Annotated in this window: 15 protein-coding genes and 1 riboswitch; of the genes, 7 read left to right on the plus strand and 8 right to left on the minus strand. The window is 65.6% G+C overall.

The annotated features are described in order from the left end of the window. Positions 1-21: 21 nt before the first annotated feature. Entirely contained in the window at positions 22-849 is an 828-nt protein-coding gene (locus tag E2E30_RS15500) for a ParB/RepB/Spo0J family partition protein (protein WP_133191287.1), read from the plus strand. Between the two features lie 43 nt (positions 850-892). Here E2E30_RS15500 and thiC read toward each other — a convergent pair whose 3' ends face one another. The 6 genes from thiC to E2E30_RS15530 all read right to left on the minus strand — a co-directional run bounded on the left by thiC (position 893) and on the right by E2E30_RS15530 (position 7,407). Next, positions 893-2,809, minus strand: a complete 1,917-nt coding sequence (gene thiC / locus E2E30_RS15505) for a phosphomethylpyrimidine synthase ThiC (RefSeq protein ID WP_133191289.1) — start codon at positions 2,807-2,809, stop codon at positions 893-895. Positions 2,810-2,849: 40 nt separating this feature from the next. Further along, positions 2,850-2,960: riboswitch (TPP riboswitch) on the minus strand. Between the two features lie 30 nt (positions 2,961-2,990). Next, positions 2,991-4,031: a ferritin-like domain-containing protein gene (locus tag E2E30_RS15510; protein ID WP_133191291.1), complete on the minus strand. Its 1,041-nt coding sequence runs from the start codon at positions 4,029-4,031 to the stop codon at positions 2,991-2,993. Between the two features lie 56 nt (positions 4,032-4,087). Then, a complete protein-coding gene (locus tag E2E30_RS15515) occupies positions 4,088-5,113 on the minus strand; it encodes a ferritin-like domain-containing protein (RefSeq protein WP_133191293.1) in 1,026 nt (341 codons plus the stop codon). A gap of 189 nt (positions 5,114-5,302) precedes the next feature. After that, positions 5,303-6,178, minus strand: a complete 876-nt coding sequence (locus tag E2E30_RS15520; RefSeq protein ID WP_133191295.1) for a MipA/OmpV family protein — start codon at positions 6,176-6,178, stop codon at positions 5,303-5,305. 70 nt (positions 6,179-6,248) lie between these two features. After that, on the minus strand, positions 6,249-6,686 hold the full coding sequence (locus E2E30_RS15525) for a DUF2141 domain-containing protein (protein ID WP_133191296.1): 438 nt from the start codon (positions 6,684-6,686) through the stop codon (positions 6,249-6,251). Continuing rightward, entirely contained in the window at positions 6,610-7,407 is a 798-nt protein-coding gene (locus E2E30_RS15530) for a sterol desaturase family protein (protein WP_133191297.1), read from the minus strand. Before E2E30_RS15530 ends, E2E30_RS15525 begins: the two co-directional genes overlap by 77 nt. A 126-nt stretch (positions 7,408-7,533) precedes the next feature. Between E2E30_RS15530 and crtY the strand changes: the two genes are divergently transcribed. Genes crtY through E2E30_RS15555 form a run of 5 tightly spaced genes read left to right on the plus strand, consistent with a single transcriptional unit; the run spans position 7,534 to position 12,070 of the window. Beyond that, on the plus strand, positions 7,534-8,736 hold the full coding sequence (gene crtY / locus E2E30_RS15535) for a lycopene beta-cyclase CrtY (RefSeq protein ID WP_133191298.1): 1,203 nt from the start codon (positions 7,534-7,536) through the stop codon (positions 8,734-8,736). After that, positions 8,733-10,238, plus strand: coding sequence for a phytoene desaturase (locus E2E30_RS15540; protein ID WP_133191299.1), 1,506 nt, complete (start codon positions 8,733-8,735; stop codon positions 10,236-10,238). The genes crtY and E2E30_RS15540 overlap by 4 nt, the downstream gene beginning before the upstream one ends. A gap of 1 nt (position 10,239) precedes the next feature. Further along, positions 10,240-10,821, plus strand: a complete 582-nt coding sequence (locus tag E2E30_RS15545; RefSeq protein WP_133191300.1) for a TIGR00730 family Rossman fold protein — start codon at positions 10,240-10,242, stop codon at positions 10,819-10,821. Further along, positions 10,818-11,798, plus strand: coding sequence for a phytoene/squalene synthase family protein (locus tag E2E30_RS15550; protein WP_206365593.1), 981 nt, complete (start codon positions 10,818-10,820; stop codon positions 11,796-11,798). Before E2E30_RS15545 ends, E2E30_RS15550 begins: the two co-directional genes overlap by 4 nt. A 56-nt stretch (positions 11,799-11,854) precedes the next feature. After that, positions 11,855-12,070: a hypothetical protein gene (locus E2E30_RS15555; RefSeq protein WP_133191301.1), complete on the plus strand. Its 216-nt coding sequence runs from the start codon at positions 11,855-11,857 to the stop codon at positions 12,068-12,070. Between the two features lie 7 nt (positions 12,071-12,077). Here the strand turns inward: E2E30_RS15555 and E2E30_RS15560 are convergent, their stop codons facing one another. Both E2E30_RS15560 and E2E30_RS15565 read right to left on the minus strand, forming a co-directional pair. Then, entirely contained in the window at positions 12,078-12,491 is a 414-nt protein-coding gene (locus E2E30_RS15560; protein WP_133191302.1) for a hypothetical protein, read from the minus strand. A gap of 48 nt (positions 12,492-12,539) precedes the next feature. Then, entirely contained in the window at positions 12,540-12,770 is a 231-nt protein-coding gene (locus E2E30_RS15565; protein WP_133191303.1) for a hypothetical protein, read from the minus strand. A 94-nt stretch (positions 12,771-12,864) separates the two neighbouring features. On the opposite strand from E2E30_RS15565, the gene E2E30_RS15570 reads away from it, so the two are divergent. Then, on the plus strand, positions 12,865-14,688 hold the full coding sequence (locus E2E30_RS15570; protein WP_165954544.1) for an ABCB family ABC transporter ATP-binding protein/permease: 1,824 nt from the start codon (positions 12,865-12,867) through the stop codon (positions 14,686-14,688).

The following is a 14,688-nucleotide window of genomic DNA, read 5'->3' on the forward strand; positions in this document are numbered from 1 at the left end:
GGCCGCGGCCTAAACGCCCTGATGGGAGATCTGGCGCGCGAGGAGCCCGTCGGCGAGGGTAAGGAGAGTGCCTCGCCGGGTGTGCGCTCGCTCCCCGTCGGATCGCTGACGCCGCATCCCGGCCAGCCGCGGCGGCACTTCGACGAAGCCGCACTCGAGGAACTCGCGCAATCGATCGCGCTGCGCGGGGTGTTGCAGCCGATCGTCGTGCGGCCGCATGGCACCGGCTATCAGATCGTCGCAGGCGAGCGCCGCTGGCGCGCTGCGCAGCGTGCGCGGCTGCACGAGGTGCCGGTCATCGTGCGGGCGTTCGATGATACCGAAACGCTCGAAGTCGCGCTCGTCGAGAATATCCAGCGGCAAGACCTCAACGCGATCGAAGAGGCCGAAGCGTATCATCGCTTGATCGAGGATTTCGGCCACACGCAGGAAGCGCTTGGCAAGCTGGTCAACAAGTCGCGCAGCCACATCGCCAATCTGCTGCGGCTGCTCGAGCTGCCGACCCCGGTGCAGGAACGCGTCGTCAATGGCGCGCTGACGATGGGGCATGCGCGCGCGCTGATCGGCGCACCCGATGTCGAGACGCTGGCGGACCAGGTCGTCGCACGCGGTCTTTCGGTGCGCGATACCGAACGCATGGCGCGCGCTGCCAAGCCTGCGCCGCGCGGCCAGCGCGACAGCGAGGGGCGCGATCCTGATCTCGCGGCGCTCGAGCATCAGCTGGCCGATCTGCTGGGCCTGTCGGTGCGTGTCGCGCACAGCGCCAAGGGGGGCACGCTGACGCTGTCCTATTCGACGCTCGATCAACTCGACATGGTGTGCCAGCGGCTGACCGGCGAGCGTATCTGATCCGCGGCCGGCGGACGCTTCGGGCGTCCGCCGGACCGGCAGGTCACTCGGTCGTAGGCAGATAGAGCTCGCTGCCCTTCGCTTTGAACGTGGCGCTCATCTCGGCCATGCCCGCCTCGGCCTGCGCACCGCGTGCGAAAGCGGCGCGGTCGGCGTCGGCCGCATCGACCGGCGGCGTTGCGGCGAGGAAGCCGTCCGCCGGCTGGTTCTGCTTCGCCGCAAAATCTCGCACTTCCTGCGTGATCTTCATCGAGCAGAATTTCGGCCCGCACATCGAACAGAAATGCGCGGTCTTTGCACCCTCCGCGGGGAGCGTCTCGTCGTGGTAGAGCTCGGCCGTATCGGGATCGAGCGACAGGTTGAACTGGTCGCGCCAGCGGAATTCGAAGCGCGCGCGGCTGACCGCATCGTCGCGCATCTTGGCGGCGGGATGGCCCTTGGCGAGATCGGCGGCGTGCGCGGCAACCTTGTAGGTCACCACGCCGACCTTGACGTCATCACGATCGGGGAGCCCGAGATGCTCCTTCGGCGTGACGTAGCAGAGCATCGCGGTGCCATACCACCCGATCATCGCCGCGCCGATCCCGCTGGTGATATGGTCGTAGCCCGGCGCGATATCGGTGGTGAGCGGCCCTAGCGTATAGAAGGGCGCCTCGCCGCACACTTCGAGCTGCTTTTTCATATTCTCTTTGATCTTGTGCATCGGCACATGGCCGGGGCCTTCGATCATCACTTGGACGTCGCTCTTCCAGGCGCGGTGGGTGAGTTCGCCGAGCGTGTAGAGCTCGCTGAACTGCGCTTCGTCGTTGGCGTCGGCGATCGAGCCGGGGCGCATGCCGTCGCCGAGTGAGTAGGCGATGTCATACGCCTTCATGATCTCGGTGATCTCGTCGAAGCGCTCGTAGAGGAAGCTCTCCTTGTGGTGCGCGAGGCACCATTTCGCCATGATCGAGCCCCCGCGCGAGACGATCCCGGTAACGCGCTTCGCGGTCATCGGGATATAGGCAAGCCGCACGCCGGCATGGATCGTGAAGTAATCGACGCCCTGCTCGGCCTGTTCGATCAGCGTGTCGCGGAAGATGTCCCAGGTGAGGTCCTCGGCAACGCCGCCGACCTTTTCGAGCGCTTGATAGATCGGGACGGTGCCGATCGGCACGGGGCTGTTGCGCAGGATCCATTCGCGCGTGTCGTGGATGTGGCGACCGGTCGAGAGGTCCATCACCGTGTCGGCCCCCCAGCGGATCGACCAGACCATCTTGTCGACCTCGGCCGCGACGTTGCTCGCAACGGCGGAGTTGCCGATATTGGCGTTGATCTTGACCAGAAAGTTGCGCCCGATCGCCATCGGTTCGGATTCGGGATGGTTGATGTTGTTGGGGATGATCGCCCGCCCCCGCGCGATTTCATCGCGGACGAATTCGGGCGTCACGTAATCCGGGATCGATGCGCCGAAGTCCTGGCCGTCGCGGATCAGCTTTTCCTTGGCGGCAGCGCGCCCGAGATTTTCGCGGATCGCGACGTATTCCATCTCGGGGGTGATGATGCCGCGTCGCGCATAGTGCATCTGGCTGACATTGGCGCCGGGCTTGGCGCGCAGCGGGCGTTTAACGACATTGGGATATTGCGGTACGCCAGCCGAACGATCGGGGCCGGTCAAGCCATTGTCTTCGGGACGAATTTCGCGCGCAGTGTATTCCTCGACGTCGCCGCGCGCGAGGATCCAGTCGCGCCGCAGCGTCGGCAAGCCGACGTGGATATCGATCCGCGCTTTGGGGTCGGTATAGGGCCCCGACGTGTCGTAAACGCGCAAGGGCGGCTCGCCACACGATGGTTCGAGGAGGATCTCGCGCATCGCGACGCCTGGCCCTGGAATCGCTGCCGAGGGCACGTAGATCTTGCGCGAGCCACGGATCGGGCCAGTCGTCACGCCGATTTCGGTACGCGCGGGAATATCTGCCATGCTCTTCGCTCCAAAATCGCAAGGAGCAAAGACGGTTTCCGGGCGGTCACCGCTCCCTCCCTACGCCCGTATTAACGGGATCAGGTTGATGCGGGTCGGGGGCTCGTGCCCCCCTCTCAGCCGCCGATCAGCAGCCCCCCGGGGAATGGCGTCAGTCTAGGCGCTCGCGCGCCGCGTGCAACTAGTTTGCGGCGCTGGTGCGGATGTTGCCGTTGAGGCCGTTGGGGAAGAAGCCCCCGCCGACCACGGCGTTCTTGTTGAGATAGACAACGTTGAGCACCTGGCCCGCGGTACGGCCGTAGACGAGGCCGTTGGCATCGACCGGAACGAGGTTAGAGGTCGTCGCGGTGCCGGTAATGCCCTGATCGATGTCACTCGTGCCATCGAGGCTATCGCGCGCGTCGCTGATCAGCCCGGCACTGACGCGCAGGCTCGGGGTGGCGAGGCCCTTCGAATAGAGCACGGTCCGGATCAGGCCGGCGTGGTACGCCTCGGTCGCGAGGATGCCCGCAGCGGCATCGAGCAGCAATGTCGTGTTGATCGTCTGCGCAGCGCCCTTGTATGCGGTCACGCCGACATCTTCGAAGATGAACGCACCGAGCAGGAAGTTTTCGTCGCTGGCGTAAGGGTCGAAGGTGCCGTTGACGCGATCGACGACGCCATTGGTGGTTGCGATCCCGGCTGCGCGCGCGGCGGCCGAGAAGGCGCCATTGGCGCCGCCATCGATGTTGATCGACGGCATCGCAACCGCGGCCGCGCCGAGTGCCGAACGCAGGAAGGCGACATGGGCGACTTCGTCGGCGGCGATCTCGACCGCATATTGCTGGACGATCGGATCGGTGAAAGTGACCTTGCGGCCGCCCGTCACGGTGCCCTGGACGGTCTGGTTGCCATCGCCCTTGGCGATCAACGCATTGGGTAGCCCTGCGCCAGTGACGGCATAGCTGTAGAACTGCGCTTCGAGATATTCGAGGTTGAGCGCAAAGTTGAGCGTGTCCTGGTCCTGCAGCGTGCTGGTCGAGCTCGGGCTCGGCGTCGGCGTTGCGGTTGCCGTCGCGCCTGGATCGGTGCTCGTCGAGCCGCTGCCGCCGCAGGCCGACAGCAGCGATGCGCCGCCAACGGCGAGCGAGGCGACGCCCGCGCTGCGCAGGAAATTACGGCGCTCGGCGCGGCGGCGTTCGCCGGCGTCGAGAACCTGCAAGAGGATGTCGCTATCGATCACTGGGGAACTCCCGTTCGGGCAAGCTGGAAGGCGTCAGGCTAAAGGTATCGGGCGGCTCAATTCGCGGTGCTGGTCACGATGGTGCCATTGAGCCCATTGGGGAAGAAGCCCCCCTTCGCGACAGCCAGACTGTTGAGGTAGACGATATTGAGCACGTTCCCGGTCGAGCGGCCATAGGCGATGCCGTCGAGCCCGGTGGGGACTATGTTCGATGCCGTCAGGCCGTTGAGCGCGGCGAACTGGCTGTTCGCGACGACTGCCGAGGCAATGCCCTGATCGTCGTCCGAGGTCCCGTCGAGCTTGTCGCGAACGTCGGAGATCGCGCCCGCCGCAGTGCGCAGCGACGGCGTCGCCAGGCCCTTGCTGTACAGCACGGTGCGGATGATCGAGGCATGATAGGCCTCCGCGGCGAGGATGCCTGCCGCCGCGTCGATATAGGCCTTGGTCGTCAGCAGCGAGGCCGCGCCCTTATAGGCGGTGACGCCGACATCTTCGAACAGGAAGGCGGCAAGCAGGAAGTTCTGGTCGTTGGCGTAAGGGTCGAAAGTGCCGTTGACGTTGTCGACCGCGCCGCTTGCATTGGTCGCGAGGCCGGCGGCGCGCGCAGCGACCGTGAAGGCGCTCGTGGCGGTGCTGCCGATGTCGATCGCGGGCTGCGCGACGGCGACGGTGCCGAGCTGGCTGCGAAGGAAGGCGACGTGCTGCGTTTCGTCACCGGCGATCTCGCGCGCATATTGCGCGACGAGCGGATCGCTGAAGCTGACCTGGCGGCCACCCGTGACCGTTCCCTGCGTCGTCGTGCTGGCGCTGCCCGGGGTGAGCTGGCTGTTGGGCAAGCCCGTACCGAAGACGGCGTAGGAATAGAATTGCGCCTCGAGATATTCGAGGTTGAGCGCGAAATTGAGGATGTCGGTTTCCGACGTCGCTTGCGCCGATGCGCTGGTCCCGACCGCGACGGCGGCGGCGCCGACTGCGGCGACGGCACCGGCTCCAAGGGCTGTGCGGAAGAATTCGCGGCGCTCATTCCGACGGTCGGCGCGGGCTTCGAGGCGCTCGATCAGCTGGTCTTCGGTGTCGGTCATTGGGGCGAACCCTTTTGCTGGAAACGCTATAGTGCGGCGCTGGCGTGGCACCTCGCGCGCGACGGCGCAAGACCCGAATAGCTGGAGCGTCGGCCATTCCCGACGATCCGCGCGCAAACGAAAACCCGCCGTGGAATCACGAGTTGTGTTCCACGACGGGTCCTGAACCTGCGCTGAATTGCGCCGGGGTTAGAAAGTGTAAGCGAGCCCGACGGCGCCCAGCCACTGGTTGGGCGAGCCGGCGATGCGAACGATCGGGGCGTAGGAGAAGTCCCCCAGCGACCGCGAATAGGTACCGCCGGCGACGACCTTGACGCCGTGGAGCAAATTGCCGGTCAGCGAATAGGTCGCGAAACCGCCCACCGAATAGTTCTTCCAGCCCGAGCGTGCCGCGTACGTCGGAAGGCCGCTCGCGAGGCTCTGCGTCGGCGTGATGCTGAAATAGGTGTCGGCATAGCCCTGCCCGACATGCTGTGCCGAGGCGAGGATGCCGACCGCGGCCTTGCGGCTGAGTGGCGTCAGATAGGTGAAGCTCGGCTGCCAGATCCCGCTATTGTGCGCGCCGGTCACGCCCTTGCGATAGCTGACCGACACCGAGATCTTGTCATACGGGCTGGTGATCACGCCGGTCTTGCCGATGCCGATATAGCCACCGAGCTCGAGCGCGGTGCTGCGCTTGCCGAGTGCGCGGACGCGGACGTCGTCGATGTTCTTGATGCTCGAGCGGTCGAAATTGATCACGCCGATCGGACCGAATTGCAGATCGATCGACTGGCCCGGGCGGTTCGGGATCAGATCGATGCTGGCACGGTTGCCGATCACCGAGAAGTTGAAGCCCTTGACCGAGCCGATCGCGGCGGGTGCCGGCACGAAGCGATACTCGTTCGAGCCGTCATAATCGGGAAGGTAGGCGCCACCGATGCCGACCGTGACCGAATCCTTGTTGAAGTCGGCGGCGATCTGGTCGTTGTCCGCCGGGGCGGGCGGCGCGCTTTGCGCAAACGCCGGGGCGGCACTGGCGATCAGCAGGGTGGCGGCGGACAGAAGAAGGCGACGATCGATCACGGGGTAGCTCCAGAATCTAAGGATTTGGGGCCGTAACGCTCGCGCAACGCTTTGGGTCCGAAAATGTAGACTAGAGCAGATAACGCATTTTGATCTGTTGCCGATCTGCATCACCTGTCAGCGTGAAGCGGGCCGCAGCAAAGCGCGGTGGGCCAAAGCTCACTGCCGGATTGCGAGAAAAACCAAAGCCTTCGCGCGGAATTCCGGCGAAGGTGTCGAGCTTGCGGTTGTTGTTCTCGTCATGGATCACCGCGACGGCGTAATCGCCGTGCGCCAGCCCATCGAAGCGCAAGCTGCCGGCTGTCGCGGGTATGGAGCGCGTCACGGCCTGCGCATCGTCGATGCACGCGGGGAAGTTCTGCGGGTCGGCAGTCAGGCAGACGCGGACCGATCCCTTGTGCGACCGCAGATTGGTGAGATCGACCGACAGGTCACTCGTTGCCACCGCCCCCGGCAGCGCCAGCAACACTACCGCCGACGCGCCGCCGACGCACGCGAGCCTGCGCATGCGCTTTGACAAAATCGCCGACACCTTTGTCGGTGCCGCAGAGCCGATCCCAGAAACGGAAATAGAGACCATAATTTCCTCGATAGAGATCGTGGTGCCGTTGGTGATGGCTGGCCGTGATCAGCCATGCCCCCAATGGTCCATTCCACATGAACCGGGGAAAGACTTCCCAACCCATATGATTGGTAACCCCCATAACCGTCATGATCGCGAGGACCAAGCCGAGGCAGCCGATATTGATGGGAATAAGGAAGACAAGTAGCGGAATTATCACAGCGCCGGTGATCGCCTCGATCGGATGGAACGCCATCGCCGCCCACGCCGTCGGCGGGCGGCTGTCGTGATGCACCGCGTGCGCGAGCTTGAACGCGCGCGGCGTGTGCATCCAGCGATGCGTCCAATAAAACCATGTGTCGTGCGCGATCAGGTACAGCAGCACCGACACCGGCGCATACCATAAGGGGTAGCTGTGCAAATCGGTGTAGATCCGCGTCCAGCCGAGATTCTGCCATCCCCAGGCGACGACGCCCGCCGGCACGCCGTAAATCACCGCCGAGGCAAGGCTCCAGCCAATCTCGCGACGGATCTGCGGCGTCAGGCCGTCGTAGAGGCCGGGATGCCTGACGCGCGTTGCCGCGGCGAATGCGCCTGAGACGATCAGATAGCGCACGCCGACGATCAGCGACATGACGAGCGTGGCGGCGAGGATCGCGAGCAACATTCCTGCGGTGTAGCGCAGCCAGCCCCGCAAGTCAGGGAGATTCGCCGCACCGGCCAGCGTCTTCGGCGTGTCCCACGATCGCCCGCTGCGCTTGCACCTTGCCACATTTCGGCTATCGCAATGGCTATGCCAGAGACTCTCTCCTGCGACATCGCCATCGTCGGTGGCGGGCTTGCCGGTGGGTTGATCGCCCTGGCGCTCGCCAAGCAGCGGCCCGAGCTCGACGTGCGGATCGTCGAGCGATCCGATCGCTTCGGTGGCAACCATCTCTGGTCGTTCTTCGCCAGCGACGTGCGCGATGCCGATCGCTGGATCGTCGCGCCGCTCGTCAGTTATGGCTGGAAAAGCTATGACATTGCCTTTCCGGCGCACCGCCGGACGCTCGACAGCGCCTATTATTCGATCGAATCCGAGCGGCTCGATGCGACGCTGCGCGCCGAATTGCCGGCACACAGGCTGATGACCGGTCGCAAGGTGCTCGCGGCGGGACCGACCGCAGTGGTGTTCGCCGACGGCGACCGGCTCGAGGCCAAGGGCGTGATCGACACGCGCGGGCCGGGCGATCTCGGGCTGCTCGATCTGGGCTGGCAGAAGTTTGTCGGGATCGAGTTCGAGCTGGATACGCCGCACGGGCTCACGCGTCCGATCGTGATGGACGCGACGGTCGAGCAGATCGACGGCTATCGCTTCGTCTACACGCTGCCGCTGTCGCCGACCCGGCTGTTCATCGAAGACACCTATTACAGCGACACCCCCGATCTGTACCGGCCGCAACCCGGCAGCGGCAACAATGCCGACCCGATCGCCGATCGCGTACGCGCCTATGCCGCGGCGCATGGCTGGGCGACGCATACTGTCATCCGCGAGGAATCGGGTGTCCTGCCAGTGACGATGGGCGGCGATTTCGAGGCCTATTGGCAGTCTGGCGGCAACAAGGTCGCCAAGGCCGGGATGCGTGCGGGGCTGTTCCACCCGACGACCGGCTATTCGCTGCCCGATGCGGTGCGGCTCGCCGCGCTGATCGCTACGGCGCGCGACCTGTCGGGCGAGGGACTGCATACGCTGACGCATGCCTATGCAAAACGGACGTGGCAGGCGCGTGGCTTCTACCGTATGCTCGACAAGATGCTCTTTCGTGCCGCCGAGCCCGAGGAACGCTATCGTGTTCTCGAACGCTTCTACCGGCTCGACCAGCGCCTGGTGCGGCGCTTTTATGCAGGACGCTCGACGATGATGGACAAGGCACGGATCCTGACCGGCAAGCCGCCGGTACCGATCAGCCGCGCTTTGCGCGCGATCGGCGTGCTGCCGGGCGGGGTGAAGGCATGAGCTCGCATCCGGTGCGCGCACCGGCGCGGACCGCGATCGTCATCGGCGCCGGGTTTGGCGGGCTGGCGCTCGCGATCCGGCTGCAATCGGCGGGGATCGAGACGACGCTGCTCGAGGCGCGCGACAAGGCCGGGGGCCGCGCGTACGTCTGGGAGAAAGACGGCTTCGTGTTCGACGCGGGGCCGACCGTCATCACCGATCCGCCGTGCCTGCAGGAATTGTGGGCGCTGACCGGGCGCGACATGGCCGACGACGTGACGCTTGCGCCCGTCATGCCGTTCTACCGGCTCAATTGGCCCGACGGCACGGTGTTCGATTATTCGAACGACGAGCCCGCACTCAATGCCGAGATCGCCAAGCTCAACCCCGACGATGTCGCGGGCTATGCCAAGTTCCTCGAATATGCCGCCGGCGTGTATGAGGAGGGCTATCGCAAGCTCGGCCATGTCGCGTTCCTCGACTTCGCCTCAATGATCAAGGCAGCGCCCGCGCTCGCCAAATACCAGGCGTGGCGCTCGGTCTATTCGATCGTGTCGTCCTACGTGAAGGACGAGCATCTCCGCCAGGCGCTGTCGTTCCATACGCTGCTCGTCGGCGGCAACCCGATGAACACATCCGCGATCTACGCGCTGATCCACAAGCTCGAGAAAGACGGCGGCGTGTGGTTCGCGATGGGCGGCACCAGCAAGCTGATCGACGCGATGGTCACGCATTTCGAACGGCTCGGCGGCGTGCTGCGACTGGGCGACGCCGCGGTCGACATCGCGACGCTCGGCGACCGCGCGACCGGCGTCACCACCGCGAGCGGCTGGCATCAGGATGCCGACATGGTCGCGTGCAATGGCGACGTGATGCACATCTATCGCGATCTGCTCAAGTCGTCGCGCAGTGCGCAGCGCACCAGGAAGGCGCTCGCGCGCAAACGCTATTCGCCGTCGCTGTTTGTCGTCCATTTCGGGATCACGGGGACGTGGCCGGGGATCCCGCACCACACGATCCTGTTCGGGCCGCGCTATAAGGGGCTGCTCAGCGACATTTACGATCACGGTGTGCTGCCCGAGGATTTCTCGCTCTATCTGCACCACCCGACCGTCACCGATCCGTCGATGGCGCCCGAGGGGCATTCGACCTTCTATGCGCTCGCGCCGGTGCCGCACATGGGCAAGTTCCCGGTCGATTGGGACGAGATCGGGCCGATCCTCGAAAAGCGCATCCTCGACGAGATCGGGCGGCGGCTGATCCCCGATATCCATTCGCGGATCGTCACCAAATTCCATTATGCGCCGAACGACTTTGCGGCCGATCTCAACGCGCATCTCGGCAGCGCCTTCTCGCTCGAGCCGCTCCTGACGCAGAGCGCGTGGTTCCGCGTGCACAATCGCGACGACCATATCCCGAACCTCTATTTCGTCGGTGCCGGCACGCATCCAGGCGCTGGGATTCCCGGCGTGGTGGGCAGCGCCAAGGCGACCGCGGCGCTAATGCTGGAAGGCGAACGATAAAATGAAGCGGCTCGCGATCTATTGCGGATCGGCCACCCCGGCCGATCCCGTCTATATCGACTGCGCGCGCCAGGTCGGGCGGACGCTGGCCGAGCGCGGCATCGGCGTCGTCTATGGCGGCGGCAAGCTCGGGCTGATGGGCGCAGTCGCCGACAGCGCGCTCGAAGCCGGTGGCGAGGTGATCGGCATCATCCCGCAAGCTTTGGTCGACGCCGAGGTCGCGCATCGCGGGCTGACCGAGCTCCACGTCGTCGAGACGATGCACCAGCGCAAACAGGCGTTCACCGATCTGTCCGACGGTTTCGTCAATTTGCCCGGCGGCACCGGCACGATGGACGAATTGTGGGAAGCGCTGAGCTGGGCGCAGATCGGCTATCACGCCAAGCCCGTCGGGCTGCTCAACATCGCGGGCTATTACGACCATCTCGTCGCTTTCTATCGCCATATGGGCGAGGTCGGTTTCCTGCGGCCGCAGCACCACGGGATCCTGCTGATCGACACCGCGCTCGACGGCCTGCTCGACCAGATGGCCGCGCACGAGCCGATCGTCACGATCACCAAGATCGGTGCGAAAGACTTGTGAGCGACACCGCCTTGCCTAGTCGCGATGCGATCGTCGCGACCGCGCAGGAATCGATCGCGCGCGGATCAAAGAGCTTTGCCGCGGCGAGCAAGCTGTTCGATCGCCCGACGCGCGAACGCGCCTGGCTGCTCTACGCCTGGTGCCGCGCGTGCGACGATATCGCCGATGGCCAGGATCACGGCCATGACATGACCGGGGTCGACGATGGTCCCGCGCGCCTCGCGGAAATCGCAGCGAAGACCGACGCTGCGCTCGCGGGCGAGGTGGTCGGCGATCCGGCGTTCGACGCGCTACGGCTCTTCGCGGCGGAGACCGCACTGCCCCCTGCCCTCGCGCACGATCTGATCGCGGGCTTCGCGCTCGACGCCCAAGGCTGGCGCCCGGGGAGCGAGGCCGATCTCTACCAATATTGCTACCATGTCGCGGGTGCGGTCGGGTGCATGATGGCGATCGCGATGGGGGTCGCGCCGAGCGACGAAGCCACGCTTGATCGCGCGTGCGACCTGGGGATGGCGTTCCAGTTCGCCAATATCGCGCGCGACATCGCCGAAGATGCGCGCGCCGGGCGGTGCTATTTGCCGCAGGATTGGCTCGACGAAATGGGCCTGAGCCCCGACACGCTGCTTGCCCCCGAACATCGCGCGGCGCTTGGCGTGCTTGGCGTGCGGCTTGCGGATCTGGCAGCGGGCTACGAGGCGAGCGCACGCCACGGCACCCCGGCGCTGTCGTTTCGTTCGGCCTGGGCGGTGCTGGCGGCGGCCGACATCTATGGCGCGATCGCACGCGGTGTCGCGGCGTTGGGGCCGCGCGCGTGGGATGGTCGCGTGACGACGTCGAGCGCGGCGAAGCTCGCGATGATCGGCAAGGCATATTTCGCGGCGCGACGCCGCGCGCAGGCCTATCCTCCGTCGCCGCGTGATCGCTCGCTCTGGACTCGTCCGCGTAACGCTGAAGGCGGCGCTAACCCCTTTCGGTGAGACGTTCTGCACGTCTGCAAGCTTAGGTCACGGGCCTGGATAAAGGCCTTGATTCGATGACCGCGCTCTCCGTCCAGTTCGCCAAAGCCCTGTCGCGCGGACGCGTCGCACAAGCGCCCGACAGCCGCGCTTCGCTGCTCGCCGCCTTGTTGCGCAAACGCGCGACCGCGCATGTCGTCGGTGCGAAGGACCTCGAATCGTTGCTGCGCGAGCAGATCCGCTGGGCGCTGCCGATCCAGGATGGCCGTGGGACGATCGACCCGGAGGGCTGACCCCCGTTTATCCGAGCAAGGGCTCACCGGGATAGGGTTTGCGGTGAGCACGCTGTGCGAGCCACGCGCCGAGCAACGGGAAGAGCACCGCGCACAGTGCCATCCACGCAGGATGCGGCACGTTGATTTGCCCGGCGATCGCGGCGGCGAGGTAGATGGCTGTCACCAGCCACCCTCCGATCGGCCAGTCCCCGATGCGCAGGCACAGCCAGACCCCGGCGAACGGGGCGATCAGCCAACCTGCCACAATGATGAGTTTTCCCGGGAGCGGAATCCCGGTGATCATCGCGAGCAGCGTCGCACGGTCGGCCGCGGCGATGTCGCCCGGAACGGGGTACAGCGTCGCGCTAAGGCTCTCGATCGCGGCAACGAGCGCGAGCGATACCAAGCTTCCGACGATGATTGCAGTCAATTTCCGCACGGCGCGCCCCTGTCGTGCGGGCTATAGCAGGCTATCGCGCGATGGCGATCATCCGCGTGTGACGCTTGCCTTGGTTTGCGCCATGCGCTCGCCCGTTGCGCGGCACGATGCGGTCACTACAGGATAATCGACATCGCTGTTGCGCGCGAGCGCTGCTGGCATTGCGCGCTGGCATTCGCCGATCGATCGATATTGCACCTGTTCGACGCGCGCCTGCTGACAGGCCGAACTGCCGTCGCCGCATCCCATGATCGCCATGACGTAGAAAAGCGGGTCCATAACCGTCTCCGTTCGTAGCAAAAACCGACGAACTGCCTTGCTTGTTCCATGAGACGCTTTCGGTCGCGCTTGACTGCGCCTACATGAAGGACAGATGCCCCCCGATACAGCCACCACCTCGACCACGCCCGAACGGCCGATGCTGCCTACGCTCCGGCGTTTCGTACCCTATCTGTGGCCGAAGGATGCGCCGGTTCTCCGGCTGCGCATCGTCGGTGCGATGCTGCTCGTCATCGCGTCGAAGGTCACGCAGGTCTATGCCAGCGCCTACACGCTGAAATGGGCGGTCGACCGGATGGCGCAGGGGGAGCGCGGCGCGGTGTGGATCGTGATCGCGCTCGTCCTCGGCTATGCCGGGGCGCGCTTCTCGACGACCTTGTTCGACAATCTGCGCAACACGGTGTTCGAGCGTGTCGGGCAGGATGCGACGCGGCGGCTTGCGGCGAGCGTGTTCCGCCATCTCCACCAATTGTCGCTGCGCTTCCATCTCGAGCGGCGGACGGGCGCGGTCACCAAGGTGGTCGAGCGCGGGACGAAGAGCATCGATACGATGCTCTATTTCATGCTGTTCAACATCGCGCCGACGGTGCTCGAACTCGTCCTCGTGCTCAACATCTTCCGCTCGAGCTTCGGCTGGGGGCTGGTTGCCGCGACCGTGGTGATGGTGGCGACCTATATCTGGTTCACGCGGATGGTGACCGATTGGCGCGCCGCCTTGCGCACGCGGATGAACGATCTCGACACGGGTGCGGTCAGCCATGCGGTCGATTCGCTGCTCAATTTCGAGACGGTGAAATATTTCGGCGCCGAGGAGCGCGAGGGCAAGCGTTACGACGCGGCGATGGCGGCTTATGCCAACGCCGCGGTGACGTCTGAGAATTCGCTCGCCTGGCTCAACGTCGGGCAAGCGCTGATCACCAATGTGATGCTCGGCGGCGGGATGGCGTTCGTCGCCTGGGGCTGGGGGCGTGGGGCGTTCTCGGCGGGCGACGTGGTGTTCGTCTCGACCTTGCTGTCGCAGCTGTTCCGGCCGCTCGACCTGCTCGGCATGGTCTATCGCACGATCCGCCAGGGCGTGATCGACATGGGCGCGATGTTCGACTTGATCGACACGCCGTCCGAAGTGGTCGACGCGCCCGGCGCGCCGCCGCTGGTGGTGGCGCGCGGGCATGTCCGGTTCGAGAATGTGCGCTTCGGCTATGACAAGGGGATGCCGATCCTCAAGGGGATCGATCTCGACATCCCGGCGGGCAAGACGCTCGCCGTGGTCGGGCCGTCGGGCGCGGGCAAGAGCACGCTCGCGCGGTTGCTGTACCGCTTTTACGATCTCACCGGCGGGCGGATCACCGTCGACGGGCAGGACATTGCCCAGGTGACGCAGGCGTCGCTGCGCTCGGCGATCGGGATCGTGCCGCAGGACACCGTGCTGTTCAACGACACGATCGGCTACAATATCGGCTATGGCCGTGAGGGTGCGGGGCAGGACGAGATCGAGACTGCCGCGCGCGGGGCGGCGATCGCGGGGTTCATCGAGCGCCAGCCGCAGGGCTATGGCACGCGCGTCGGCGAGCGCGGATTGAAGCTGTCGGGCGGCGAGAAGCAGCGCGTCGCGATCGCGCGGACGCTGCTCAAGAACCCGCCGGTGCTGATCCTCGACGAAGCGACCTCGGCGCTCGACAGCCGCACCGAGGGCGAGATCCTCGACACGCTCCAGGCGATCGAACGCGGGCGCACGACGATCGTCATCGCGCATCGCCTGTCGACCGTCGTCCACGCCGACGAGATCGTCGTGCTCGAGGCGGGGCAAGTTGTCGAGCGCGGGAGCCACGCTGCGCTGCTACGCAAGGACGGCCTCTATGCCGAGATGTGGAACCGCCAGGCGCAGGAACGCGCCGAGGAAACGCTCGCCGCGGAATAA

Origin of the sequence: Sphingomonas sp. AAP5 (assembly GCF_004354345.1) — a bacterium.
Taxonomy (GTDB): domain Bacteria; phylum Pseudomonadota; class Alphaproteobacteria; order Sphingomonadales; family Sphingomonadaceae; genus Sphingomonas; species Sphingomonas glacialis.

Excerpts from the sequence above, each read along its gene's own strand:
- E2E30_RS15515 (WP_133191293.1), bottom strand. The coding sequence starts at position 5,113 with ATGACCGACACCGAAGACCAGCTGATCGAGCGCCTCGAAGCCCGCGCC.
- E2E30_RS15565 (WP_133191303.1), bottom strand. The coding sequence starts at position 12,770 with ATGGACCCGCTTTTCTACGTCATGGCGATCATGGGATGCGGCGACGGC.
- E2E30_RS15570 (WP_165954544.1), top strand. The coding sequence starts at position 12,865 with ATGCCCCCCGATACAGCCACCACCTCGACCACGCCCGAACGGCCGATG.
- E2E30_RS15525 (WP_133191296.1), bottom strand. The coding sequence starts at position 6,686 with ATGCGCAGGCTCGCGTGCGTCGGCGGCGCGTCGGCGGTAGTGTTGCTG.
- thiC (WP_133191289.1), bottom strand. The coding sequence starts at position 2,809 with ATGGCAGATATTCCCGCGCGTACCGAAATCGGCGTGACGACTGGCCCG.
- E2E30_RS15545 (WP_133191300.1), top strand. The coding sequence starts at position 10,240 with ATGAAGCGGCTCGCGATCTATTGCGGATCGGCCACCCCGGCCGATCCC.
- E2E30_RS15530 (WP_133191297.1), bottom strand. The coding sequence starts at position 7,407 with ATGTTGCTCGCGATCCTCGCCGCCACGCTCGTCATGTCGCTGATCGTC.
- E2E30_RS15500 (WP_133191287.1), top strand. The coding sequence starts at position 22 with ATGGGAGATCTGGCGCGCGAGGAGCCCGTCGGCGAGGGTAAGGAGAGT.
- E2E30_RS15540 (WP_133191299.1), top strand. The coding sequence starts at position 8,733 with ATGAGCTCGCATCCGGTGCGCGCACCGGCGCGGACCGCGATCGTCATC.
- crtY (WP_133191298.1), top strand. The coding sequence starts at position 7,534 with ATGCCAGAGACTCTCTCCTGCGACATCGCCATCGTCGGTGGCGGGCTT.
- E2E30_RS15555 (WP_133191301.1), top strand. The coding sequence starts at position 11,855 with ATGACCGCGCTCTCCGTCCAGTTCGCCAAAGCCCTGTCGCGCGGACGC.